We start from the raw sequence: 25,141 nt of genomic DNA on the forward strand, positions 1-25,141 counted from the left end.
ATTATTCCTGAAATACCAGTCCGCGCCACCTTCCTCTTGCGTAAGCCGTGCCACCGTTTTCAGGAATTTTTCCGTTCGTTACTGCCTTTGATTTAACGGTAATGATGTCACCTGGCTTTAAAGTAAGTGAGCCTAAGTCAAAATAGTTTTCTTGGTAATCTGTCTCGGTTTCACTATTGGTGTAGCTACCTATTTCGTTGTTATTAAGTAGAACTTTATAAGGTGACTCACCATCTATTTCGCCAAGCGTAACCAATATTACGTTTTTAAATGTTTTTTGAGCGCTAGCCTTTTTACCCCACATTTTTTCAGGAACCTTAAGTTCTGATGTCGCCCAGACATTTCGATACTGAGTCTCTCTAGCATCAATGCCTAAGGCACTATTTCTGCGGTCATGATAAAAGGGAACATCACCGGCAGACTCAAAGGTTTGGGGAGCTTCTAAAATAAGGCTGTATTTCTGTACGTCAACGAACGTTTCTTTTAACGGAAGGGGCAATGGTGTATGTCTGGTTTCGCTTGGACCCACGCCCGCGGGCTTGTAATTAGCGTCTCTAGTCAGAATGATTTTGTCTAGCTCGAAGCCATCTTCACGCATAGATAGAGTAATATTGTGTACGCCACTTTCTGGTACATCTAACCAGATAGTGTTTGGTGTTCCACAATGATTGTCCTTTCGTCTTTGATTAGACGCCCACGTCCACTTATTTTTGCCCTCACAAAGCTGAAGCCTTTGGCTGCTTGAAGGCCACGTATTGTTTAACCCAACATGCAAACCATTGTCTTCGCTACCAGTGCTAAAAGCCCGAGCCCAAACGAAGTATTTACCTGGTGCATCAAAATAAACAGGGTAGGTTAGCACAGCCAACTTACCTGGTTTTGCAGAAAAGTTTACGCCATGCTTCAAAGGCTCGTAATGGTTTGTTCTTGTGTCTGGCAGTAACTCAATGTACGCATTATTGCTGGCGTCCTCTAAATGGATTTTATCGCTATCTGCTAATCCATGTGCGCTATTGCTTCGACTATTAAAAATGATCCAACGGCGCGTATCAGCTTTATGTTGTGTAGAGTAGTGTTCTGCTTCTATTACCGCTATTCCGTTTTCTGTAGTAATGATAGAGTCTTTTATACTCGCAAAGCTATGGGTGGCCGTGCTCAGTGAAAAAAGTAAGCATGTGAAAGTGAGCATCTTATCCATGTTGTTCACTCTCATAGTGCCGCTCCTTCGTCATTAACATCGTGAGTTACGCGAAATTGATATTGCCCAGTCGGTAGAGATTTCCACTGTTTGAGTTTTTCACCGTTATGCCTTGCAGCATGTTCAACTTTGAAATGCGCCGGTGGAACGAATTTTGCTGTCGTATTGAAGGGAATCGTCACCGATACATCGAACCCACCATTAATCATCGTCCAACTCACATCAATAGTTCCACTTGGAGTAGGTATGGCGCCTTCAGCAAAGCCGAGTTGCGAAGTAAGTTGAGGCGATATTACTGCCTTTTGAAAGCCGGGTGACTCGGGTTTTACACCCAATATACCTTCGTAAAACCATCTAGAAATCGTACCGTAGGCGTAGTGATTCAACGAATTCATGCCTTGTGGGTTAAATCCGTCTTCTATTGAGTACGAGTTCCAGCGTTCCCATGTGGTAGTAGCGCCATTGTTGATTGAGTAGAACCAAGATGGATAAGTTTCTTTAAATAACAGTGCATAGACTAAATCAGTACGTCCAGCCTCTTGTAGAACATTAGCCAGTAACGGCGTTCCAAGAAAGCCCGTTCTTAGGTGAGTGTTCGACGCCTCTAGTAACGAAACGAGTTTAGCTTGTGCTACTTTTACTTCGTTATCAGGTAAAAGGTTGAAAGCGAGTGCAAGAAGATAAGCTGTTTGTGTTTCCTTTCCTTTTACTACGTTTAAATTTGAGTCAAAGAATTCACTTCTGAAAGCCTTCGCTAGCTCTTTGTGTTTACTCGCTAAGCGTTTAGCATCTTTATTGAAGCCAAGCTCTAATGCTGTTTTTTTGGTTAGCTCTACCGAACGGGCAAAAAATGCTGTCGAGATAAGAGAGAAGTCAGTGTCTCCTCGGTTTGCCCCTTTTCCTTCTTTTTCAGGGTAGGGTTGTAGCCAATCACCAAACGTCATCATGCTTGATAAATTGTCTTTAGCCTGGCTTTCGTGGTAATCAATCCAGGCTTTCATTGATGGGTAGCTGTCTTTCAGGATCTTTTTATCACCTGTCATCATGTAGAGCTCCCACGGGAGAATAGTCGCAGCGTCACCCCAACCCGATGATGTCCAGTTTATCCATTTTACAAAGGGTACGTAGAGCGGAACGAAGCCGTCTTCGGTTTGTTCTTCGCGCAAACTTTTAAGGTAGGCTGACCAGAACCCATATACATCCGCCATATACATTGATGGGGCTATAAAAGCGTTGGCATCACCTGTCCAGCCTAGCCTTTCGTCGCGCTGAGGGCAGTCCAATGGGATATCAAAAAAGTTGCCTCTTAACCCCCAATTAATATTTTCAAACAGTTTGTTCAATTTTGGGTTGGCACTAGAGAAATTGTTATATAGCGCTACGTCAGAATGTTGTACGTTCGCTACTATCCAATCTTTTACAGGAACTTTGCTGTGGTCAAAACCAGATACTTCTATGTAACGAAATCCATGGAAGGTGAAAGTAGGCGTATATTTGGCAACGCCGCTTTTAGAAGGTAAGTAGTAATCCGTTGAATGCGCCGAACGATAATTCTCTGTGTAAAAGCTTCCTTTATGTAGTGCCTCGGCAAAGCGTAATTTAACTTCCTTTCCTTCTTTAACTGGAATGTTAATAGTAGGCACGCCCACCATGTTTTGGCCAAAATCAAAAATAACGGTGTCTTTATCAATTTGCTCGAATGATATTGGGGTTAACTGCTTTATATTCCGAACGGGTAAGTGACGTTTCGGACGTAAGAGTGTGTCAGGCGTTACCACCTCGGTAACAGCAGTACTCCATTTAGAATCATCAAAACCTGGTTTTGACCAACCTTCCATTTCAAACCGCTGGTCATATCGTTCTCCATCGTAATTACTTGCAAAACGAATGGGTCCCGACTGTGTTGCTTTCCAAGAGTCGTTCGTTGTAACAAGTAATGTCGTATTGTCTGAATAAGTAATTTCAAGCTGAGTAAGAAACCGTGGCGGTTTTAAATGGTCGGTTTCCTTTAAATCTGCAATTCTTCCCGAATACCAACCACCTGCAATGATGGCCCCAAGTACATTTTCTTTTTGTTAACTAAAGAGGTTACATCATAGGTAAGGGTTTCAATTCGTTTTTCATAAGGTGTCCAACCTGGTGGCAATGCATCGTTGGCGGTGACGTCCTCACCATTTAAGAAAATCTTAAATACACCTTTCGCCGTTACATATAGCCTTGCTTTACTCACTTCCTTATCTAATGAAAATGGCTTTCTAAAATATTGCGGTGTAGCTAAAGTGCTTTGTGAAGGCGATTCAGTAGCTTGGCTTTCTTTTGCGCCTATCCATGAAGCTTTCCAGTCGCTATTTTTAAGCAGGCCCAACTCAATGTGCGCTACGTCGCTCCATTGTGAAACTATATTGTTTTCATCCCAAAACCTAACCCTCCAAAATACCTTTTCTCTTGAGATGATTGGCTTACCTTCGTAATTTACCCATGACATCGACGATGACTGGACTTTGCCACTATCCCATTTATCCGGTTTATTCATTAAGTTTTCGAATGTTGACGCTACTTGTATTTGATACGCCGATTGTTGAGTAGCCTTTTTGTTGTTGAGCGGTGCCTTCCAGGAAAAACGAGGGACTGATTCGTAATAGCCAAGCGGGTTCGTGAATCCTTCTCCTACAGTTAATAATGTGGGTTTATCAATATTGGAATAAGAATGGGATGAACAGGCTCCTACAAAAATTACCGTTATTGCGGCAAGCCAAAATACTTTTACAAAATTCATTTTTATTCCTTGAACATCAGTTTTCTTCAAAAGTCAGCGTTGTTGTAGCACTCTCGATGTAACCTGGTCTATGTGCGACAGCTTCAATAAGACCGGGCTTAATAGGTTGCGCTTCTTTATATATTTGCCAATTTTGTGACGTTTTATCCCGTTTATATCTAAAAGAAATAAAAGCCCCTGGGGTTTCGCTAGCAATTACTGCTTTGCCATTTTCAATGACTAATTCGGGTGCTTCGGTTTTAGGCTGAGTGCTTGCATCGTCCCATAAGGAAGTAATGAGCTGCCTCTCTGTTACTAAAGGATCGTCACCAATATCCTTTAACCACTCGTTCAGTGCACTCTCCATCTCTTTACGTTTATTTTGATAGTTTTTGATATAGGCAAGATTTGATAGTTCGTGAGGATCACTACAAACATTGAAAAGCTCATGAACGTCCTTGGTCTTTCGAAACCATTGACTTTGTGCTTCGTTGAGTTTACCCGCATCGTTTAATGCAAGTAGCTCGCGCATGCTCGGTATTTTCTCTCGGTATGCGACAGGAAGGTAATACGGTTCATTCGGACGATAATTGCGAATATATTTATAGCAGTGATCTCTAACGGCTCTAATTGTGTCGGTAAAGCCATCGAACCTATCGGCTGCAGCGTAAATGTATTCTCTTTCATTTGCGGTGTTTAGAAAGTTTTCCCCTTGCATGTAATCAGGAATGGGAACGCCAGCCATAGCGAGTGTAGTCGGTGCGAAGTCGACAAAAGAAACGAGACGCTCTTCTATAGTTCCTGCTTTCTGACCGTTAGGAAAGCGGATAATCAACGGTACTTTTAACCCGCTGTCATAGATTAGGCGTTTTTGCCTTGGCATCGGACCGCCGTGATCAGAGTAGAAAACGATTATAGTGCTGTCTAACAAGCCGTCATCTTCTAATACTTCTAAAATTGCTCCGATTTGCTTATCAGTTTCGGCTAAATTATTGTAAACCTTCCATAGGTCTCTCTGCACAATTGGTGTATCGGGTAAATAAGGTGGGACTGGAAACTTGGTCTCTGGGTCTACGTGAACAGGTGTAGAGTCTTCATCCGTCTTAACTCTATGATCGTTAGGCAGTGCTGAAATCTTGTCTGCGTCACTAGAAAAGTAATGTCTTTGTTCCAGCTTTCTTATGCCGTAAGGTTCAAATAGGCCTGACTCATGAGTTGTAGTGAAATTGAAAATAGAGAAAAAAGGCTGGTTACTCGGGCGGTTGCGCCAGTGAGCGTAAATTCCATTTTCATCCCACGCAGTTTTTGGTGCTTTAAATTGATAGTCGTTTTTATAGTTGTTAGTGGTGTAGTAACCGGCCTCCCGTAGCAACTGGCTTAACATTTTTGTGTTTTGAGGAGGAACTGCTTCATACTTTGGCAGGCCTGTCTCTTCAGTGTTAGATGAAGTTCTCATATTGTTAGCGCCAAATCCACTAGGGTAGAGCCCTGTCGCTAACGCTGCTCTACTTGGTGCGCAAACGCCTGATGTTGAGAAAACGTTATTATATACAACACCCTCGTCAGCCAATCGAGATATGTTCGGAGTTTCAATACTGTCGTCACCGTACATAGGCAGCAGTGGGCTCATGTCCTCTATTACTAGCCACAAAATATTCGGCTGTTCAGAGCTTGCGCTGGCCTGCATTGAACAGCTTAGCATGAGAGCTAAAGTTGCTAAAACTTTGAGCACACCAGGTTTCATTTTGATAGTAACCACACTACACCCCTTTCTCATTCGACACTTTATAAGAAGAATCCAGATCAGTCTTTCAAACCCGATATTAACACCTTTTTAATCATAAATGTAAATAATAGGTCAAATTCAATCTTTTGTGAGTACTTTCTACTTTCTCCGCTAAGGCAATCGCTGTTTTTATCAGCCCTATTTCCAAAGCGCTTGTTTTATCAATTATTACAGAATGTTGCTATTGTTCGGTGGAATTACAATACTTTTACGGAGTTACATTCAACTTTAAATTGTTCTTTTTATCCAATAGAAGAGACCATCGTATTGTTTATTGTGTGAATGAAAAAGATTGTAAATGACTGTTTTTTGTTTAAAGTTGCTACGAATATTAACGATGTATTAACGTTTCGAGGTTATATTAGTGAGCCGAGTAAAAACATTGCTACTTCAGAGTGTTCTGGGTTGTGCGGTTAGCATCAGTGGCGTAGCCGTTGCACAGACTTTTGATAAAGCAGGCTGCTTCGAGGTTGAAGCAATAGATCGTGTTTGGTCGGGGCACCGCGTTGCGTTTGATTATATCGGGAAGGGCGACCAGCAAATCGTGGCTTATTACGATGCTAGCAGACAAATGAGTGTCGCTTATAAACCCTATCCTACAGGAAACTGGATATATCAAAAGTTAGACAGCTATTTAGGGTGGGACAGTCACAACAGTGTCGTTATTGGTCTTGATGAAGAAGGGTATATTCATATCGTTGGAAATCTACACGTTAACCCTATCGTCTATTTTAAAAGTGAAAAACCTTATGACGTGCGAAGTTTAAAACGTGTGGACTTTATGGCTGATAAGGAAACAGAAAGTCGAATGACTTATCCAGAGTTCTTTAACGATGCTGAGGGGAAACTCTATTTTAAGTACAGAAACGGACGAAGTGGGAGCGGTAACGAAATTTATAACGCTTTCAATGCCAAAGACGGAACGTGGCAGAGGTTACACGACTCTCCGTTAGTTGATGGAGAGGGAGAAAGGAATGGTTATTTCTGGGGGCCCGTTCTTGGTCCAGACGGTTACTTTCACCTTTCGTGGGTTTGGAGAGAAACGCCAGTCGCAGCCTCTAATCACGATATTTCCTATGCTAAGAGTAAAGATCTTGTGAATTGGCAGAAATCAGACGGTACTGCAATCTCTCTTCCTATGAAATTGAGTAATAGTGAAGCGGCTGTTCCGCTTCCTCAATTTTCAGGCATTCTAAACGGTCACACACCTATTGGGTTCGACCATAAAGCTCGACCTTTAATTTCATATCAAGCCTATGATGAGAAGGGAGATAGCCAGCTCTTTATAGCTAGAAATGACAACGGGAATTGGAAAAGTTTTCAAATATCTAATTGGAAAGACTCACGTCAAGAATTGAATATGACTGGTGCCCTTCCTACTACTCTTACGGTCAAGAAACCAGCGAAGCTCCTTGATAGCGGAGATATAGAGGTATATGCGGATCTAGACGGTACATCTTACGCTTACACACTTGATGCTGATTCGTTAAAGGTTAAATCTGAGTCGACCGGCTCACAAATTCCATCAGCTTTGCTTGCCTATGATAAAACTAACGACATGCCCTTATATACAAAGGCTTTGAAACAGCTTTCAATAGAGAATAATCATCCCACTGCTGGAAAACGCTTTTACTTAGCATGGGAAGCCTTGCCGCCTAACCGTGATAAAGGAAGGGCGTTTATACCAGAGCCAACAACATTAACTGCACATTGCCTTGAATAATATGCAGAAAAAAGAAACAAGCGGTTTTAAATTTTTAACTTTTACTAGGAAATACCATGAACAAACTAAGGTTTAGTCTTATAAGCGTACTTGGTGCTCTATTCACATCTCTTTCTTCTAGTGTAGCAGCACAGGACAAACCCAATATTCTATTCATTCTTACAGATGATTTGGGCTTCAACCAAGTCGGTGCCTATGGCAATACGCCAATTAAAACGCCAAACCTAGATGAGCTTGCTTCTAATGGTATCCGCTTCGATCAAGCATATGCAGGTAACACAGTGTGCTCTCCATCGCGTGTCTCTTTATTTACAGGGCGAGATGGCCGTTTGATGACGAACAATTCAAACACTGTTCAGTTAACCGAAATGGATATAACCCTAGCACACGTATTAAAACACGGCGGCTACGACACGGCATTATTTGGTAAATATTCTATTGGTTCACAAATGGGTGTCACAGACCCTCATGCCATGGGGTTCGATACTTGGTACGGGTTTTACTCCATACTCGAGGGTCATCGTCAGTACCCTCACATAGTTTGGAAAGACGGTAAGAAAATTCGCGTCCCTGAAAATGAAGGAGGCAAAAAAGGCGCCTACGCTCAGGAACTTTTCACCAAGGAAGCCATTGAATACATAAAGCAGCCACGAGAAAACCCATTCTTTATCATGCTTGCTTACTCGTCGCCACATGCTGAATTAGGTGTACCAGAGAAGTTCAGTGAGCAGTACAAATTCGCTGAAACACCCTATACAGGTATGAGAGATGGTAATCCAGCTGACAAATATGCCTCATACTACCCAGAACCAGTTGATAAGCCAAACGCGACATTGGCAGGCATGGTATCTGCACTTGATCACTATATTGGTCAAATTGTTACACAGTTAGACGAAATGGGTGAACTTGATAACACGCTAATCTTCTTTACGTCTGACAATGGCCCGCATGATGAAGGTGGCGCAGACCCTGAATACTTAAAAGCCTCTGAGCCCTATCGTGGTATGAAGCGAGATTTGTACGACGGCGGTATTCACGTTCCAATGATTGTTCATTGGCCAGAGCGCATTAAAGCAGGTCGGACAGACGATACACCTTGGCTATTTGCAGATGTTATGCCAACTGTAGCTGAGCTAGCGGGCGTAAATCTAAACATGGTCCCTAGAGTTAAAACTAATGGTAAATCAATTGTAGGGCTTTTAAAAACCGAGCCCAGCGAGATGGGTGAGCGAGTACTCTATTGGGAGTTCTCGAAGCAGGTAGGTGATCCTAATTCAGGCGTAATTGGAGATACCTATCAAGCGGCTCGTAAAGGCGAGTGGAAAGCGGTCCGTTATGGCTACGACGCACCACTTGAACTCTTCAATATTGAAAAAGACCCTGCTGAGTTACGTGATCTTTCGAAGAAAAATCCAGATATTGCCAGCGAGTTTTTAGCGTTATTTGAAGAAAACAAAGATTAGTGGAAAGGTGACGGGGATAGATACGATGTTGAAACGTCAATTTTTACTCAAGAAAACGCAACTAGCGTTCAGTGTAGCTTTAATGAGCGGAGCAGTTCTATCTGGCTGTGCTATGCAAACGAGTAAAGCAGGTCCTACAGCCTCTGAAAACACTCAGTTTGTAGAGTACTTTGCAGACAACGCAGTAGGTAACCCTCTCGCAATTGTTCAGCATCCAGCGGCCATACACCAAAACGGTATTACCTATGTGTCTTATCAAGGACCTAAAGAAGATCCGTTTGTTGCCACGTATGATCACAGAACCAAAGAGTGGAAAGGCCCCTTCAAAGCGGGGACCAGCGAGTTAGGTCGGCGCGATGGTGGCAAGAAGTTCGATAACCATGGTAAACCAACCATGCTTATTGATAACGAAGGCTACATCCACATTTTTTATGGTGGCCATGGCGGCCATAAATCAGACGGTCACAATTCTCTGGGTAATACTCATGTTGGTGCAAACAAACATGCGGTTTCTAAACGTCCTTACGACATTACCGAATGGGTAGATCTAGATAACATAACCCCTTTTGGTACTTATAACCAAGTTGTCAAAATGGATAACGGCGATATTTACCTATTCTTTCGTCACGGTGCTCACCGCAGTGATTGGGTGTATCAAAAGTCTGTAGACAACGGGCGAACTTTCTCTGCGCCTGTGTCATTTCTTAAACACAAACGGCGTACGGATATTGAAGCTGTGGATAGCTGGTATGCCTGGGTTGGTAAGGGAGAAGGAGATAACCTAATTGTTTCCTACGACTATCATGTTTGTTGGGATAACGGCGCAGGTGTTAACGGTCGTGGACATACAACTGAACGTCACGATGTTTACTTCATGAATTTCAATACCAAAACAAATGAATGGAGCAATGTAAAAGGTGAGTCTTTGACTCTTCCCGTTACGAAAGAAGTCGCTGATGAAAAAACACTGGCGATGAAAACCGGTGAGCTCTGGACTTTCAACGGTACTTCACATCTAGACAGCAAAGGTTACCCACATATCGCAATAAACGCAGGAATTGATAAAGGCGCTAAAACCGGCGGCCCGAAACAAACTAGGCATGTTTGGTGGGATGGCAAGCAGTGGTTAGGCGGCAATAAAATTATCGAAGGGTACGAAGGTGTATCTCGCGGAGACTTCCGTGTTAACGACCCTGAAGATATTCGCTACCTCGTTGCTTATGAGAAAGACGGGGACGCTGTTTTGTCGTGGTGGAAAAGCAATAACGACGGAAAATCATTTTCTGAAGAGTCAACTGTGCTAAAAAGCGAAAATGCGAGTTTCGCTATTACAACGCTAATTGAGAACGCTCACCCTGAGGCACAGATGCTAGTTGCCGAAAAAGAGAGTGATGAAAATATTAAAATTTATCTGGTCGGTGAAGATGGTCCGATACCAAGGTCGCTGAGTAGCTTTAAATCTTCGAATAATGCGTCTATGTAAGTCAGTATCCAGATTATTGGACCAAGAAATTTGCTAGTAGTCTGCAACAAATTAGTTGGGAATAAATATGAATCACACAAAACTAAAATTATCTGCCATCGCGATGAGTTTAGCATTAGCTATTAGTGCTTGTTCTGGTGAATCACCTGAACAGAAGACACAAAGCGTAGATGTCGAGCCTAAAAAAGAAATGAAAACATCAAAAGATGTGACTGAGCAGGACATTCAAAAAACAGCACAGCGTATCGGGAAAAGTGTCGCAAATTGGCAAATTGCACAGTTCGGTAACCTAAACTATATCCCTGAGTCGCATCGCGCGAAATCTGAAAATGCAAAATTTTGGATTCAAGCCTCTTTCTACATTGGATTAACTCGTTGGATTGACGAAACAGGTAATCAACGTCTGCTGGACTTTGTAAGAACAGTTGCAGAGAGAGAACAGTACGAATTAATACTAGAGCGTCCTTATCACGCAGATGATCATGCTATTGCTCAAACCTATTTATGGCTTGCTGAAAAGACAGGAATGAAATCAGCTTATGGGCCTACTAAACAGGTTTTCGATATGATTTTATCTAACCCCCCACAGGTCGGTCTGGACATGGGTAATTCAGAGTCAAGCACTGGCAAATACCATTTAGAAGGAAACTGCCAGTTAAGATGGTGTTGGGCCGATGCGTTATTCATGGCGCCTCGTGCGTGGGCACAAATGACGAAAGTTACCGGTGACCCCAGATATCTTGAGTACGGAGACAAAGAGTTTTGGGCATCTGCAGACTATTTATTCTCTGATGAATATGGTTTGTTTTATCGAGACAGTCGCTATTTTGATGCAAAAAGCGACAACGGAAAACCGGTCTTTTGGGGGCGCGGAAATGGGTGGGTCTTTGCTGCTATTCCGATGATTATTGAAGAATTACCTGACGATCATCCCTCTAAAGAGCGATACATTGAGCTCTATAAGAAGAATGCTGAAGGACTTATGGCACTTCAGAAAGAAGACGGTTATTGGCCAGCCTCTTTGATGGATCCTGATAAGGTGAAGACACCAGAGGTGAGTGGCACAGGGTTTATAACTTTCGGTCTAGCCTGGGGAGTTAATAACGGCATCTTGACTGACCAGCGTTCAAAAGAAATCGTAGAAAAAGGTTGGAAAGCAATCACTGAAGCTGTTACCGACGATGGCCGTGTTCACTGGGTTCAACATGTTGGAAAGAGCCCTGACCCTGTTAAAGAGTCTGACTCACAGCTATACGGTTCTGGTGCTGTGCTACTAGCGGCGTCAGAAATGCTTAAATGGAATAAATAGAAACGTTTTTACTTTAGCCCCTGACTTTACGCGCGTTGGTCAGGGGCTTTTTTGTATCTGCTATAGGTTAAATAAAAGCGCGTTGAGATTATTAATGTAAAGATTAAGGAATTTAAAATGCCTTTATCAAAAAGAAAAATAAAACAAAAACTGTTGGGTGTGACAAGCTGTGCAATTGTTTTATTTTCGATCGCAAGCTGTGCTAATCAGAACAAAGAAGAAGTGACAGCTAAAGTTACAGAGCAGGAAACGCCACCGAATATATTGTTAATATTATCTGATGATCATGCGTGGAATGATTATAGTTTCATGGGGCATGAAATTGTTAATACACCAAGCTTAGATAGTTTGGCCAACGAAGGGGTGACGTTCAGTAAAGGGTATGTTCCAACTTCACTTTGTAGACCTTCCCTTGCAACAATTGCAACAGGCCTTTACGCCAGTCAACACGGCATTACTGGAAACGATCCCTCTAGAGAAACTCCAGGAGGAAAAAAAGGAAAGGAATACCAACAACTTCGTTCGCAGATTATTGCAAAGATTGACGAAGTTAAAACTTTACCAGAGCTATTAAGGGAAAAAGGCTACGCATCTCTGCAAACCGGCAAGTGGTGGGAAGGCAGTTACGAACGAGGCGGTTTTGATGAGGGAATGACAAAGGGATTTCCGAACCCAGGTGGTCGACATGGCGATGAGGGCTTAAAGATTGGTCGTGAGGGAGTGGATACTATTACCAGCTTTATAGACAAGACTCATGAGGCAAATAAGCCGTTTTTTGTTTGGTATGCGCCGTTTATGCCGCACTCGCCACACACACCTCCTAAGCGAATTTTATCTAAGTACGAAAAGTATGACCTACCAGAGTCTATTGCTAAATACTACGCGATGATTGAATGGTTTGATGAAACGAATGGAGAATTGTTTAGCCATCTCGAAAAACGTGGTTTGAAAGATAACACGCTGATTGTCTATGTCTCAGACAACGGGTGGATTACTAACCCAAAGCAAACTGATAGGTTCTTACCAAAATCTAAGCAGAGCCCGAATGAAAGTGGTGTTCGAACCCCTATTATTTACTCATTGCCAAATAAATTTAAGTCTTCGTTTAGACAAGAAAGGGTAAGTAGTATTGATATAGTCCCTACTATTTTAGGTGCTGCGGGTATAAGTGTTCCAAGTGAACTGCCAGGTATTAATTTATACGATAATTTAGTAACGGGTGAAGATATCGACAGAGAATTAATATTTGGTGAAGGTTTTGCACATGATATGGATGACTTAGACGACGTTGAGTCTACACTGCTTTATCGCTGGGTCATTAAAGGCGATTGGAAATTAATTGTTAGCTATGATGGTAAAAATGTTAGTTACCAGAAATATCATGATGAATTTTTGGTTGGCCCAAGACTCTATAATCTCGCCAACGATGAATTCGAAGAGAAAAACTTGGCTGCACAATACCCTGAAAAGGTTGGCGAGCTGAAAAAAGAAATCGAACAGTGGTATGCATTGGTAGAACGTAAGCTAATTCAGTAACACCTTCAATAACACCCATGGGGCTTGTGGGAATTGCCGCAAGCTTCTTTCATTCCTTCAATGATCACTGCGCAATCGATAAATGGTGATGGTATTTGCCACTATCACACTTACTTCAAGCAAAATTCCTCCAACAGAGCCTAAATAAATGTTGTTCGCTAACCAAAAAACGGCCCCGCAAATAAAGAGTTGTCTCATTCTTATGCCAGAAGCGTAAAAGATAGCGTAAGTGCCAAAACATGCGCCAAAAATGGGGCAAACGTCTATTAGCCGGTTAACGTTAAAAGCGCCCCAAACAATATTTATTGCTATAAATACAATGCCTATAAACTTGTGGTTAGTTTTGACCGATATGATCGTGCGAAAAAAGTTGAGAAAATTAGCGATAGTTCCAGTGACGGAACCTAAAAAGAAAAAGTGAGCCGTTTGAAATGAAAACATAACAATTAGGCTTATTTTAAGTTTTATATCGCTTTTTTGTGTAAAAGAGTAAATCGCAACTAAAAAAGCGAGCACACCAAAAAGCTGACCAAGGGAAGTAAAAGACATGCTTGTGATGTACCCACTTAACAGTTAGAAAAAGGCTCGTAAACATACAAATACGAGCTCAGGTTCGTTCAATTAGTCGCCAAATTCGCGAATTAGGCCGTTAATCGTTTCTTTAGCATCGCCCAAGATCATTCGCGTGTTATCCTTAAAGAACAAAGGATTGTCGACACCAGCGAAGCCAGCGTTAGCTGAGCGCTTCAACACAAATACGGTTTTTGCACGATGAGCTTCAATAACCGGCATCCCGTAAATGGGACTACCTTTCATCTCTTTGGCAGCCGGGTTAACAACATCGTTAGCGCCAATTACAATAACAACGTCATAATTTTCCATTCGAGGGTTAACGTCGTCCATTTCGTAAAGCTGGTCGTAAGGAACATCCGCTTCCGCTAACAGAACATTCATGTGCCCTGGCATACGCCCTGCTACCGCATGAATGGCATAATCCACTGTACAACCGTTTTCTTCTAGTAAGGTGTGAAGCTCTCTAACAGCATGTTGCGCTTGAGCTACGGCCATTCCATAGCCGGGCACAACGAGTACGGCTTGCGCCGCCTCAAGCACATAAAAGGCATCTTGAGGTGATAGCACTTTTATTTCGCCAGTAATAACCTCGCCTTGCTCGATAGGTTTGGCAAACCCAGATAACAAAACGTTCATCAGCGATCTGTTCATCGCCTTACACATTATATTCGTGAGGATCAATCCTGAGGCGCCAACCAGTAGGCCGGTTACAATCAAAATTGTATTGCCTACTGCAAGACCTGCTGCTGAAGCGGCAATACCTGAATAGCTGTTTAGCAAAGCGATAACTACAGGCATATCTGCGCCACCTATAGAGATCGTTGCCCATAGGCCGAAGCTCAGCCCTAATGCAATAATACAATACAGCCATACTTCATTAGACGGTTGTGTAACAAAGAGATACCCCACGGCTACCATAGCCAGCAAATGAAGGATACTTAATTCCCTTAGCCCAGTGAAAATGAACGCCTTTGAAGACAGTTTTCCAGAAAGTTTTCCCCAAGCAACTACGGATCCTGAAAACGTAATCCCGCCAATGAGCAGCGTTAAAAGAACAGTAATGAAAACAAAAGCCTGGTTATAACCCGATGCACTGGCGTCCATACTGCTAACTGTTGCCCATCCTAGTAGCAATGAAGCAGCGCCACCAAAGCCGTTAAAAAGAGAAACCATTTCCGGCATTTGTGTCATCTGCACACTACGTGCTTTCCATGCGCCATACAGTCCACCGATAAGGACACCAACTATAATGTAATGGTAACTGATGATTTGTTGGTCGAGCAGAGTAACCATTACAGCTACAAACATACCCATCGCTGACACGAAGTTGCCTTTGCGTGCTGTTGAAGGATGACTAAGTAACTTAAGACCAAATATAAAAAGCCCTGCTGCTAGCACATAAGCAAGGTTAATAAGTGTTTCAATTGTCATGTTCAGCGCTCTCTTAGTTATTATCTTTCTTTTTAAACATGCCAAGCATGCGATCGGTAACAAGATAACCGCCCACAACGTTAATACTTGCTAACGTTACAGCTGCAGTCCCCAGAATTGTTGTCAACATACTGTTATCAGAACCAGATGAGACTAGAGCACCGACTAAGGTAATACCTGAAATAGCATTAGAACCAGACATCAATGGGGTGTGTAACGTGGCAGGAACTTTACGAATGAGTTCAAATCCAAGAAATGCAGCGAGTAATACAATAAACAGTAGGTAAATAGTTTCCATTATTAAGCTCCTTCGTACGCAGACAACAGCATGTCATTTCGAATTTTTCCACCATGAGTAATGACAGCACCATTAAGAATGTCATCTTCAAAGGTTAATTCGAATTCAATAGGCTCGTTCTTTACAAACTCATCCAGCAAGTTGTAAATGTTGTTTGCGTACATATCGGTCGCAGCCCGAGATACGCCCTCACTCCAGAAGCCGTCTCCTATAATAGTAACGTTATTTAGTACAACGGTTTCACCTGGCTTAGAGCCTTCTACGTTGCCGCCAGAGACCGCAGCCATATCCACAACAACGCTACCTGGTTTCATAGACGCCAGTGTTTCTTTTGAAATCAACACGGGCGGCTTACGACCGAAAAGCTGCGCTGTAGTGATAACTATGTCTGAACTTGCTATGGCTTCTTTTTGTGCCTGTGCGAGCAACGCTTTTTGCTCGTCAGAGAGTTCTTTAGCGTAACCGTCTTTTGTTTGGCCAGTTTCACCTATATCAACGTTAAGGAATTTGCCGCCTAACGACTCTACTTGTTCAGCTACAACTGGGCGCGTGTCATACGCCAGCACATTGGCACCAAGGCGCTTGGCTGTCGCAATAGCCTGCAGACCCGCAACGCCTGCTCCAATAATAAATACTTTGGCAGGTTTAATTGTACCGGAAGGTGTCATCATCATTGGTAATATAGAAGGAAGTGTGTCCGCGGCCTTCATCACCATCGCATATCCCGCCAAACTCGCTTGAGAGCTCAATGCGTCCATTTTTTGTGCTCTAGAGGTTCTGGGGATCATTTCTACTGAGAGCGCCGTCAAATTGGCCTTTGCTAGTTTAGTTACCAACGCTTCGTTAAAAAATGGGTCTAAGTGTCCAATAACAACTGTGCCAGCAGGCAGCTTTTCAACAATTGATTCTCTAGGTGTGTTGACACAGGCTAGTATATCTACTTGCTTAGCTATTTCTGTTATATCAGCAACAATGTTAGCGCCAGCTTTCGCGAAGTCTTCATCTTTATAGTGTGATAGCAGGCCAGCACCTTTTTCGATATAGACTTCGATGCCTTTTTTGACAAGCTTGGCGATAGTTTGTGAAGACACCGCGCAGCGCCGCTCCACATGAGCGTGGTGCCTTTGCTCTAGGGCTTCGTTTAAAATTAGGATTTTCAATTAACTCTCCTTTTCAAAACTGTAGGAGAATGAGGTAACTCATTCAGTAAACTTCTCTGTCGTTAACTGATATGTTTTAAAGAAGCCCGTTCCTTAACTATGTTAAGCATGGCACCGGTGCTTTGGTGTTGTTAGTATCACACCGGCTACTCTCGGATAGACATAAAAGGTTTTACTCTAAGTGAAAAACCTTTGTTAGGTCTGTAGCTACAGGTTGGTTATCTTCGTGAGTGTCCATTATGTCTGCCATATACTGCCACCACTTCTTAACTACAGCATTATTTGGCAGCGCATCCATGGTGTGGTCGTCCTCACGCTTTAACACAGCAAAGAGCTTATTCGAGCTTTCCTCATAGAAAATACTGTAGTCTGACACGCCTGCATTTTTAAGCTCTTCTACCAGCTCGGGCCATATTTCGTCATGACGTTTCTTATACTCTTGCTCATAACCCGGCTTTAGTGTCATAACAAAGGCAACTTTTTCCATCTATTAGTCCTCCAGGCTGTTTAAGTATTCTTTCCATTGCTCCACAGTGGTGATCTCACTGTCACCTTCCCATGCAAAGCCAGCTTTGTAGTTCAACTTACCTTCTGGTGATGTTTGAGTTATTAGCCAAATATGACTTTCATCTTTCTTTTCAGAAGGTGTATGAATGATGTTACTAATTTTACTCGGCGCGATAACGGCCGCGGTGCCTAACCCTTGGTTGTCAATTTCTTCCCAAGCGGCAATCCATCCTTCTTGTTGATTTTTATACACATCGGCTTTTTCGTCGTGTGTAGCTACACCTATGGCAATAGGGAGAGAAGCCGGGGTATTATTTAGATAGAAAGTCGAATCGACGTTGTACATCCGAGAGCCTAGCGCAAGCGACACGGTTTTAACTTCTTTTACCATGCCAATAGGCGTTTCAAATTCGTAGTGAAGGGTAAACTTGACTTCGTCAGCATTGTTTTCATGAATTTCATAACGAGTGAAGTTGTGGGCGTAGTACGGTGTTTCGTTTATCCACACTGCTGAGCCACCCACGCCACGACTAATACCCGTATGGTAAGGGTCGTAACCTTCTCCTCTGTCCTCGTGATACGACTGACCACTGAAGTGCATGTCATACCACTTGTCGATAATCGAATAATCGACCTTCTTTAGCCATGCGTCGACGCCGCTGGCGTGGCCAGCTAAAGGTGCGGCAGGGCCATAAACCCGAAACGCTACCTTATCATTTTCCCATGCAAAATCGTCCCGTCTCTCAGGTACGAATTTAGCATATGCCTTGACTTGGTTAGCCATAGCCGGCGCGCTGTCTTTATCAGTTTTTTGTACTTCAGATGAGCACGCTGACATGCCTGATAATCCAATAGCGATCGCCGCGGCTAAACAAATTTGCGTATGTTTAAACATCTACTCTTTCCTCTGTTTGATGGCAAAGCAAGTGCTTGGACATTGTTTACAAGCGTACTCATTTATTCTTTTCAATCAATGAAGTGATTGTTAATGAGCGATATTGCATTATTGTGAGACGGTTTGCAATGGATTTAGAACGCGTTTTATAGAATTAAACTAACTGATATTATTTTAAGTTATTAAAATAGCGTTGTTTTCGGGTAATTCTGTCTTTCCTATAAAGTAATTCTAATATTAACGAAAATATAACAAATATGTTGATATTGGTTAACTTGTGATCTATCGTGATTTTTGGTGATTGATAATGATTGTTTAGGGAGAGAGTACATGACGTTAATCGGTGCGAAGAAATTACGGCTAGCTGTAGCTATTTCATCTGCGATTGCTTGCTATTGTGCAGAGGCTGCCGCACAGGATGCAGATATATCAACAAGTGCTGACCAAGAAACCGAAGTGATAGAGGTTAGAGGAATAAGGAGCGCGCTAGCTAGTGCATTGGCTGAAAAGCGCTCTGCCGACAGTATTAAAGAAGTTATTCAAGCTGAAGACATCGGTAAGCTACCTGACCAGAATTTGGCAGAAGTTTTAGAAAATGTCACGGGTGTTCAAATCGACCGAACTGCAGGTGTAGGAACTGGGGTCCAAATACGAGGTACGAACGCAAACCGTGTCGAAATAAATGGTGTATCTACTGTTGGAAGTGGTAACGGCCGCTCTGGGATTAGTTTTGACGACCTACCAGCAGCGCTGATTTCATCTCTGGAAGTCATTAAGGTGCCGACTGCGGAAACTGTTGAGGGCTCTGTAGGTGGAACGATAAATCTACGTACACTTAGAGGCCTTAGTCTAAAAGAGCAGCTGATTTCAATTCGTGCACAAGCGGAGAACAGTGATTTGGCAGATGCTACTTCGCCGCGAGTTTCCGCAACCTTTGGAGATAGCTTTGACACCGATTATGGACGAGTCGGTTTGGTTCTCACCGGTAGCTACGCAGAGCAGCAAGTTGCTTCGTTTGACCCACGTTTCGACAGGGACAGGGAAGTACTCCCTGATTCTGGCAGCGCTAGTGCAGAGTCTTTCCCTTTTTTGAGAACGCAGTTTTTAGATCAAGTCATTTCCCGATATGAATATGAAACCAAGAATTTCACAGGCTCCTTTGAGTTTGAGCCTATGGATAACCTGAGGTTATATTTTGATGCGACAGTTAATCGCCAAGAACGAGCACAGAAAAGTTCCCGCGCATTTATTTCAGGAACCGGTGGATCGGCTGTTGTTGACAATACGGATAACACAGCGTTTGAAACCGTCGACTTAGGAACAATTGATGGTCCAAATGGGCCGTTAGAATTAGGTGAGGTTCAAGCAGTCCTTACGGGAACATTAGGAGTAGGTGTTGATGCAAATAACAATAATATCGACCCAAATTTAAGAACAAGCGTCAATACAGGCTCACGTATTACCGACAGTGATGTATTCGCTACCGGTTTCGATCTTTTGTTAGATCGCCTTGCTCTTAAAGGTGAAGTATCTTATTCAAGTTCAGATTCAGTGTTTCCTCGTTTAAATACGACACTCGATTTTATCAATCCGAATGGCCCGCAACCAAGTGAAGGGTTAAGTATTGATAACGGTGTGCCTGTTGAATTTGATGCTTCGGGCGGCACACTTCAATTCGGGATAGCTCAAAATGCTGAATTTGGACCTTCTAGCCAAGACTTGTTGAATCCAGCTAACTATGCACTTCGTGGTGTCGGTGTGGGTAGAAGTACTCAAGAAAACTCCGAAACCGCATTTAGACTAGATGGGGACTACGACATCTCCGATTTAAATCCGTATTTTTCGGGCATTAAAGCAGGTTTGAGATGGAATAAGAATAAGGCAGAAAGTAACGATATAAACACCACGTCAAACTTTTCTAACCCTAACTCAGCATTCTATAGACCTAGGGCTGATCTGTTTTCAAATATTGTTTCTGCTGGCCCTTCAAACTTTAACGATGCTGATGGAAGACGCTTGTACATTGCTGACTACCTTACCGTAGACGGTGACTTATCGTTTAACAACCCAGACCAAGTTTTGACTGCGATTAATAACGCTATCGCTGAGAATAATGCTGCTCAAATTGCAAATGGAAATATATCAGAGCCATATCCGTCATTGGCACAGCCTGAGCTTCAGCTAGATTCATTTTTTGACATTGAAGAAGAGACAACAGCGTTATATTTGCAAGGAGACTACTTCTTTTATATCAATGATATGACATTTCGCGGAAATGTTGGGGTTCGTTACGTTAGTACAGATATTACTTCGGTAGGTAACAACATAGAGAACGGTGTAGTAACAGGCCTGCGCGAAGAAAATGCGTCTTATGATTATTATCTGCCAAGGTTCAATATTGCGTCTGAAGTTATCGATGATTTAGTAATTCGAGCTGGTGTTGCCAAAGATATTCGAAGACCCAACTTCGATAACCTTTCTACTTCGATTAACTTTCCTGGAGGAGCCGGCGCCGCGGTTAGAGTGGGGAATCCTGCTTTAACACCGGAAGAAGTTATTTCTTACGATTTATCAGCAGAATACTATTTCTCTGACTCAAGTTTTGTCAGTGTGGGTGTTTTCCATAAGGAAAGAACAGATATCTTTGCAGCAGTTCGTGATAATCCAGAAGAGCCTATTGGAGAGAATGGTCAAATTGAGCGGGATATAACCGCTCCATGTGAAGGTGGCGGTATATTTAATCCCACTGTTACTGACCGAAATGTTTGGTCGTCTGTTCCTGGTACGGGGATTTGTGTTCCACTTCAAACAACAATTAACTTGCCGAATGAAGAGACTCAAACCGGTATTGAAGTCGCGTTTCAACATGACCTTTCTGAATATGAAGAAGAGCTTGGATGGGCTTCTGGTTTTGGGGTAATCGCAAACTATACATATCAGGAAGCAGGTGCAGGTATTGAAACGTTCCGTCCAGCAACGGGAGATGGAAACGCGCTTAATAAACTATTAGGACGTACAGATACTGTTCAATCTACAGCAACATTAGCTGACGATATTGTAGAAGAACGTATTGAGCTGGAAGATTTATCTCAAAATGCCTACAACATTACACTGTTCTACGATAAGTATGACCTCAGTGTAAGGGCAAGATATACATGGCGCTCAGCATTTAAAACTGGTGAGTTGATTAGTTTTGATATGCCTCGAATTGTTGATGATAGAGCGCAGCTTAATATGAGCGTTAGCTATGATATCAACGATACGTTCACTGTTGGTCTTGACGGTATTAACCTGCTGCGCGAGGACCGCACCGAGTGGTGCGTAAATGAAGGTGCACTACTTTGTGCACAGGGATTAACTGACAGACGCATTGTGTTGGGGATTACTGCAAACCTTTAATCACATTTTAAACCATTGAGTTAGTGAATAGTATCTACCTCTAGATCATCTAGAGGTAGATTTATAGCTTTAACAAGCGAAGAAAGCGGAAAGCCCATTGCGTAAGCTCAAGTTTCTAGGTCATTTTTGACAATACAAAAATCATGTTTCGTTTGGCGGTGATATTTGGACAGTAAGTGAATTGGGTCAGTACCGCTAATCAGGTCAACCTGAACTGTCGGTGATGTATCATCTATGGGGGAGCGCCTCCAAAATAAGTCTTGGCTGCTCACCTCATTGCAGAAAAATTCTCCACAAGTATACAACCAGCTTTTAAATAACACCAAATTGAGAGACGTACTACCATTTTAATGATTATCACTTCGTAAGTCATTGAGTTGGGTTATTGTCGACTGCTTACTAAGCCTTGTATTTAAATAGCAATTTCATAAGACGGTTGTGAATTACCAAAATCTTTATGTATACATATTTTCGCCTATGTAGAGAAAAAGTGTTTATGAACCTTGCATTAAAGGTCACTACTAGACTACAAAAAGCCATTAAAGACGGTCACTTCGGCATATTTACGACTCACGATATCAGCATAAATTGCAAGTATTAGTGTTGCCCTGTCCGATGGCGACACGAAACGCAATGCAATGCTTTAGATATGAGCATGTAGTTAACTCACTATAAAATCGCTTGATTCTAACCGTGAACTTACCGGCTCTTGCTGTATGTTTGTTAACTTTTGCTCTGTCCACAATCATCAAACCCTACTTGTTTTTCGCAGCCCTCTTGATTTTAAAGGGCTCAGCTGGGTACCACAATATGAAAAACTATGTTAAAGGGTGTGCGTGTTCCGGCCCGTTCCGATCATCTATTTGGGTTTGCTAAGGTTAAAAATAACGTTTTTCCAAAACCATTAATCTGAATCCCGAAATGTTCTTCTTTTTTTACTACATCTATTCGTAAGCCCAATTCCGCATTTTATTGAAGAAACAAGCAGGCACGGTGAGAGTTTCAGGATAACTTTTTGAGCGCTTTCTCGATATTGCATCTGCGCGATCCGTTTTTACGTTTTTGAAAACTAGATTTTTGCCCAAAAAACGTATAATACCTTCGCGTGGGTATGCGGTTTGCCAATTCGGGCATTTATCAATTTATATCTGGTTAAAATTGTAGTTTGAAAAATTGATATTGAGTCATTCTTCAGCATTATGTGATTTAGAAAATCACTTATTTTAGGGTATTGAAAATACTTCATTTGCCATAAATTTAGTATTTTTTTGGGCGATTTAGCTAAGAAGCATTAGAAAAAGCGATTTTGATTAAAACCATATCCAGTCTCATCATTAACAATGACTCGCGAATTCAAGTCCGAAGTGCACCACGCCGAAAACGGCATATCGCCAGTAAAAACTAGTTGCAACTTAAAAATCGAGATACAGAAAGTGTTAAATTCCTGACTTATTAGTACTAACTCAGAACTGAACTGAAAGTCACTCGATTTGACCCGACAGACAGCAAAAGATAATTTCTTGCCCGTCACTACCGCGAAAGCGGTAGTCTCTTATAGACAATAAGCGGACCTTCATAGGTAGTGTCCTTTAACTTCTGATTGATGCCAAATTCGGTCATTTGCACCATAGTCTCTTGTAATACCTAGCCTTCGATAATATTGAAAACACGCTGAGCACAAGCTATCGGCGAGTTCATAATATCGGGACCAGAAATTCTAATGCTGCGTATTCCTATAGCTTCTAGCTTGTCATCTATTGCTTTATCTTTAGCTATGGCTTCTTCAGAAGAATGATGAGCTACAGAATCAACAAAAATCGCTACGCGCTGTTTAGCAAAGTAAAAGTCAACCTCTGTGATTGTCTTGCTCAGCGCTTTAGTTCTAACGCTACCTTCCCACATCGATTGTAAAGTTGGAAAAATGGTACCGTCTCTGAGGATGTGGGTTTGAATTGTAGGTTTTAGCCCGAAACTATGCATAGCTTGAAGCAGAAAAAGCTCTATCGGAGAATCGCATCCCCAGATTTTTACTGATTCGATGTTATTAAATCGTTTAAAGTATCGAGTGAACCTGAACTTTCGGTAATCATTTAGCAACCCCTTACTTTCACCGAGTAATGATGTGCACAAACCGGGATCTAAAACGTCTGACTTGTTGTATTTTGATGCAAGAAAATAGGTGTTATAAACAAACCCTATTACATCGGAACACATTTTCTCGTTAACTGGTATTCCCTCACCAACACAATACAAACCAAACGCATTTGAAAACGGATTGAAGCCCATATAATATGGGTTGCCATCTAAAACACGTTCCAAGTCGATTTTATCGATCCAATCAACTCCAACGGATGATGGTAGTCCTCTTTTTTGTGTAGGTCTTAACGATATATGGTATGGAAGCCCAAAAAGTTGACCATCTCTTTCTTCAAATGCATAGCAGCAAACTACTACATTGATCATTTGAAAATCGTCACCACGCTCACGATAAAATGCAAGAGCTTCATCTGATGGGTTTACGTTAATCAGACCATCCGTCAGTTCAACTATTCTGCCCTCTATTGGTTGGTTTCCATCAAGATCAAATAGGTCATGCGCCAAAAAATCACCGAGAGTACCATTTAAATCTATCTGAAAACTCCCTGAAGGTAAGCAACCGTAATTTGGAAGCTTGAATAACTCTTTTGGTCTATTTTCAATGTCTGCTGCATCTCGTGTCATGATTTCTCCATGTTAGGTATAACGCCTCAAACACTGGCGCAATCAAGTTTCGTCCGAGTGCTCTGATTTGTCAGGCATTTGTCCAGTACATTTAAAGTTCGCTTTACCTTTAATTGAGCTTCGTGAATCCAGCCCCCATCACGGCTCAAATATTCATCAAAACTTCTTAGCAAAGTTATTAGCTCATCGATATTATCTAAACCAACCTTAACTTTATCAGAAGCATCTTTGGTTCTACGGGTCGACAGGTTTCCTTCAGGAGGAACCCCCATGTCTAAAAAGTGATACCTATTAACGAGTTCAATTGCAGATAAAACTGCGATATCCATTAGGTGTTGCGGATCAGAATCAACACCAATCTTGCCTCGAAATACTGAAGCGATTCTTGGCTGTAGATACTCGATAAATGAAATATGCTGACTTGATTCATTTTGGTGAGGAGGAGCACCACTTCCATCATCGAATGGCAGAGAGCGATTATACGCGTCTTTAACTAATGACAATGCCATTAGACACTCTTCATCTAAAAACAATTGATGATGATATAAGAGCTCTTCAAACTCTCTCTGCCCGCTTGAAGGAACAGGTTCATACAACCCTACTTCAGGGTCATAGTGAGAAACCCACTCTTTGTTGATTTGGGCTATTTTAGTTATTAATGTTGCAAAAGCATCTCTTTGATGATCAAAGAACAGTGAGGTTCGCAGTTGTGAAACCTGATTTTCGTGCTTAATCGCTTCCACTTTTGAATTTAATTCAGTTTTATAGCTTTCTAATTTTTCCGCGTATTCATGTTTAATAGATTGTTTCAGCCTCTCTGAAATCCATCCTTGGGCAAGCCAAACCAAAACCGCACCACTAAAGCCACCAGATAATATGCTGAGCAAGTATTCCATTCTGTCTC

At 42.1% G+C, this 25,141-nt stretch carries 17 protein-coding genes and 1 pseudogene; 6 read left to right on the forward strand and 12 right to left on the reverse strand.

The window, feature by feature from the left end; translation table 11 throughout:
* Nucleotide 1: 1 nt before the first annotated feature.
* From EYR97_RS13265 to EYR97_RS13275, 4 genes and pseudogenes are all read right to left on the reverse strand, one after another.
* Nucleotides 2-1,213 (reverse strand): hypothetical protein, encoded by a 1,212-nt coding sequence (locus EYR97_RS13265; RefSeq protein ID WP_131094883.1) that lies wholly within the window; start codon nt 1,211-1,213, stop codon nt 2-4.
* Nucleotides 1,210-2,850, reverse strand: coding sequence for a family 78 glycoside hydrolase catalytic domain (locus EYR97_RS13270; protein ID WP_404840970.1), 1,641 nt, complete (start codon nt 2,848-2,850; stop codon nt 1,210-1,212). Before EYR97_RS13270 ends, EYR97_RS13265 begins: the two co-directional genes overlap by 4 nt.
* Before the next feature lie 132 nt (nt 2,851-2,982).
* Nucleotides 2,983-3,974 (reverse strand): annotated as a pseudogene (locus EYR97_RS22415) (alpha-L-rhamnosidase N-terminal domain-containing protein); the annotation flags it as partial.
* A 16-nt stretch (nt 3,975-3,990) separates the two neighbouring features.
* The gene (locus EYR97_RS13275; protein WP_242635074.1) at nt 3,991-5,712 is read right to left on the reverse strand and encodes a sulfatase; all 1,722 of its coding nucleotides are present in this window, start codon (nt 5,710-5,712) and stop codon (nt 3,991-3,993) included.
* 391 nt (nt 5,713-6,103) lie between these two features.
* Between EYR97_RS13275 and EYR97_RS13280 the strand changes: the two genes are divergently transcribed.
* The 5 genes from EYR97_RS13280 (at nt 6,104) to EYR97_RS13300 (ending at nt 13,253) form a co-directional block, all read left to right on the forward strand.
* Entirely contained in the window at nt 6,104-7,462 is a 1,359-nt protein-coding gene (locus tag EYR97_RS13280) for a BNR repeat-containing protein (protein ID WP_131094884.1), read from the forward strand.
* 56 nt (nt 7,463-7,518) lie between these two features.
* Nucleotides 7,519-8,925: a sulfatase-like hydrolase/transferase gene (locus EYR97_RS13285; RefSeq protein WP_131094885.1), complete on the forward strand. Its 1,407-nt coding sequence runs from the start codon at nt 7,519-7,521 to the stop codon at nt 8,923-8,925.
* Nucleotides 8,926-8,950: 25 nt separating this feature from the next.
* Complete coding sequence (locus EYR97_RS13290) at nt 8,951-10,408, forward strand: BNR-4 repeat-containing protein (RefSeq protein ID WP_131094886.1); 1,458 nt, start codon at nt 8,951-8,953, stop codon at nt 10,406-10,408.
* Between the two features lie 67 nt (nt 10,409-10,475).
* Complete coding sequence (locus EYR97_RS13295) at nt 10,476-11,717, forward strand: glycoside hydrolase family 105 protein (protein ID WP_131094887.1); 1,242 nt, start codon at nt 10,476-10,478, stop codon at nt 11,715-11,717.
* A gap of 117 nt (nt 11,718-11,834) precedes the next feature.
* A complete protein-coding gene (locus tag EYR97_RS13300; protein WP_131094888.1) occupies nt 11,835-13,253 on the forward strand; it encodes a sulfatase in 1,419 nt (472 codons plus the stop codon).
* A gap of 57 nt (nt 13,254-13,310) precedes the next feature.
* Here EYR97_RS13300 and EYR97_RS13305 read toward each other — a convergent pair whose 3' ends face one another.
* The 6 genes from EYR97_RS13305 to EYR97_RS13330 all read right to left on the reverse strand — a co-directional run bounded on the left by EYR97_RS13305 (nt 13,311) and on the right by EYR97_RS13330 (nt 18,117).
* A complete protein-coding gene (locus EYR97_RS13305) occupies nt 13,311-13,802 on the reverse strand; it encodes a YgjV family protein (protein ID WP_131094889.1) in 492 nt (163 codons plus the stop codon).
* Between the two features lie 72 nt (nt 13,803-13,874).
* Complete coding sequence (locus EYR97_RS13310; RefSeq protein ID WP_181409147.1) at nt 13,875-15,257, reverse strand: NAD(P)(+) transhydrogenase (Re/Si-specific) subunit beta; 1,383 nt, start codon at nt 15,255-15,257, stop codon at nt 13,875-13,877.
* 13 nt (nt 15,258-15,270) lie between these two features.
* Nucleotides 15,271-15,555, reverse strand: coding sequence for an NAD(P) transhydrogenase subunit alpha (locus tag EYR97_RS13315; protein ID WP_131094890.1), 285 nt, complete (start codon nt 15,553-15,555; stop codon nt 15,271-15,273).
* Between the two features lie 2 nt (nt 15,556-15,557).
* Nucleotides 15,558-16,715 (reverse strand): NAD(P) transhydrogenase subunit alpha, encoded by a 1,158-nt coding sequence (locus EYR97_RS13320; protein ID WP_131094891.1) that lies wholly within the window; start codon nt 16,713-16,715, stop codon nt 15,558-15,560.
* Between the two features lie 172 nt (nt 16,716-16,887).
* Nucleotides 16,888-17,202, reverse strand: a complete 315-nt coding sequence (rhaM, locus tag EYR97_RS13325; RefSeq protein ID WP_131094892.1) for an L-rhamnose mutarotase — start codon at nt 17,200-17,202, stop codon at nt 16,888-16,890.
* 3 nt (nt 17,203-17,205) lie between these two features.
* Nucleotides 17,206-18,117, reverse strand: a complete 912-nt coding sequence (locus EYR97_RS13330) for a DUF4861 family protein (protein WP_131094893.1) — start codon at nt 18,115-18,117, stop codon at nt 17,206-17,208.
* A gap of 330 nt (nt 18,118-18,447) precedes the next feature.
* Here EYR97_RS13330 and EYR97_RS13335 point away from each other — a divergent pair, with 330 nt between their 5' ends.
* Nucleotides 18,448-21,516 carry a TonB-dependent receptor gene (locus EYR97_RS13335; protein ID WP_131094894.1) on the forward strand — a complete coding sequence of 1,023 codons (3,069 nt, stop codon included), beginning with the start codon at nt 18,448-18,450 and terminating at the stop codon, nt 21,514-21,516.
* Nucleotides 21,517-23,160: 1,644 nt separating this feature from the next.
* Here EYR97_RS13335 and EYR97_RS13340 read toward each other — a convergent pair.
* Both EYR97_RS13340 and EYR97_RS13345 read right to left on the reverse strand, forming a co-directional pair.
* A complete protein-coding gene (locus tag EYR97_RS13340; protein ID WP_131094895.1) occupies nt 23,161-24,237 on the reverse strand; it encodes an endonuclease domain-containing protein in 1,077 nt (358 codons plus the stop codon).
* A 26-nt stretch (nt 24,238-24,263) separates the two neighbouring features.
* Nucleotides 24,264-25,133: a hypothetical protein gene (locus EYR97_RS13345; RefSeq protein WP_131094896.1), complete on the reverse strand. Its 870-nt coding sequence runs from the start codon at nt 25,131-25,133 to the stop codon at nt 24,264-24,266.
* Nucleotides 25,134-25,141: the final 8 nt, after the last annotated feature.

Origin of the sequence: Alteromonas sp. KUL42 (assembly GCF_006538325.1) — a bacterium.
Lineage (GTDB): Bacteria > Pseudomonadota > Gammaproteobacteria > Enterobacterales > Alteromonadaceae > Alteromonas.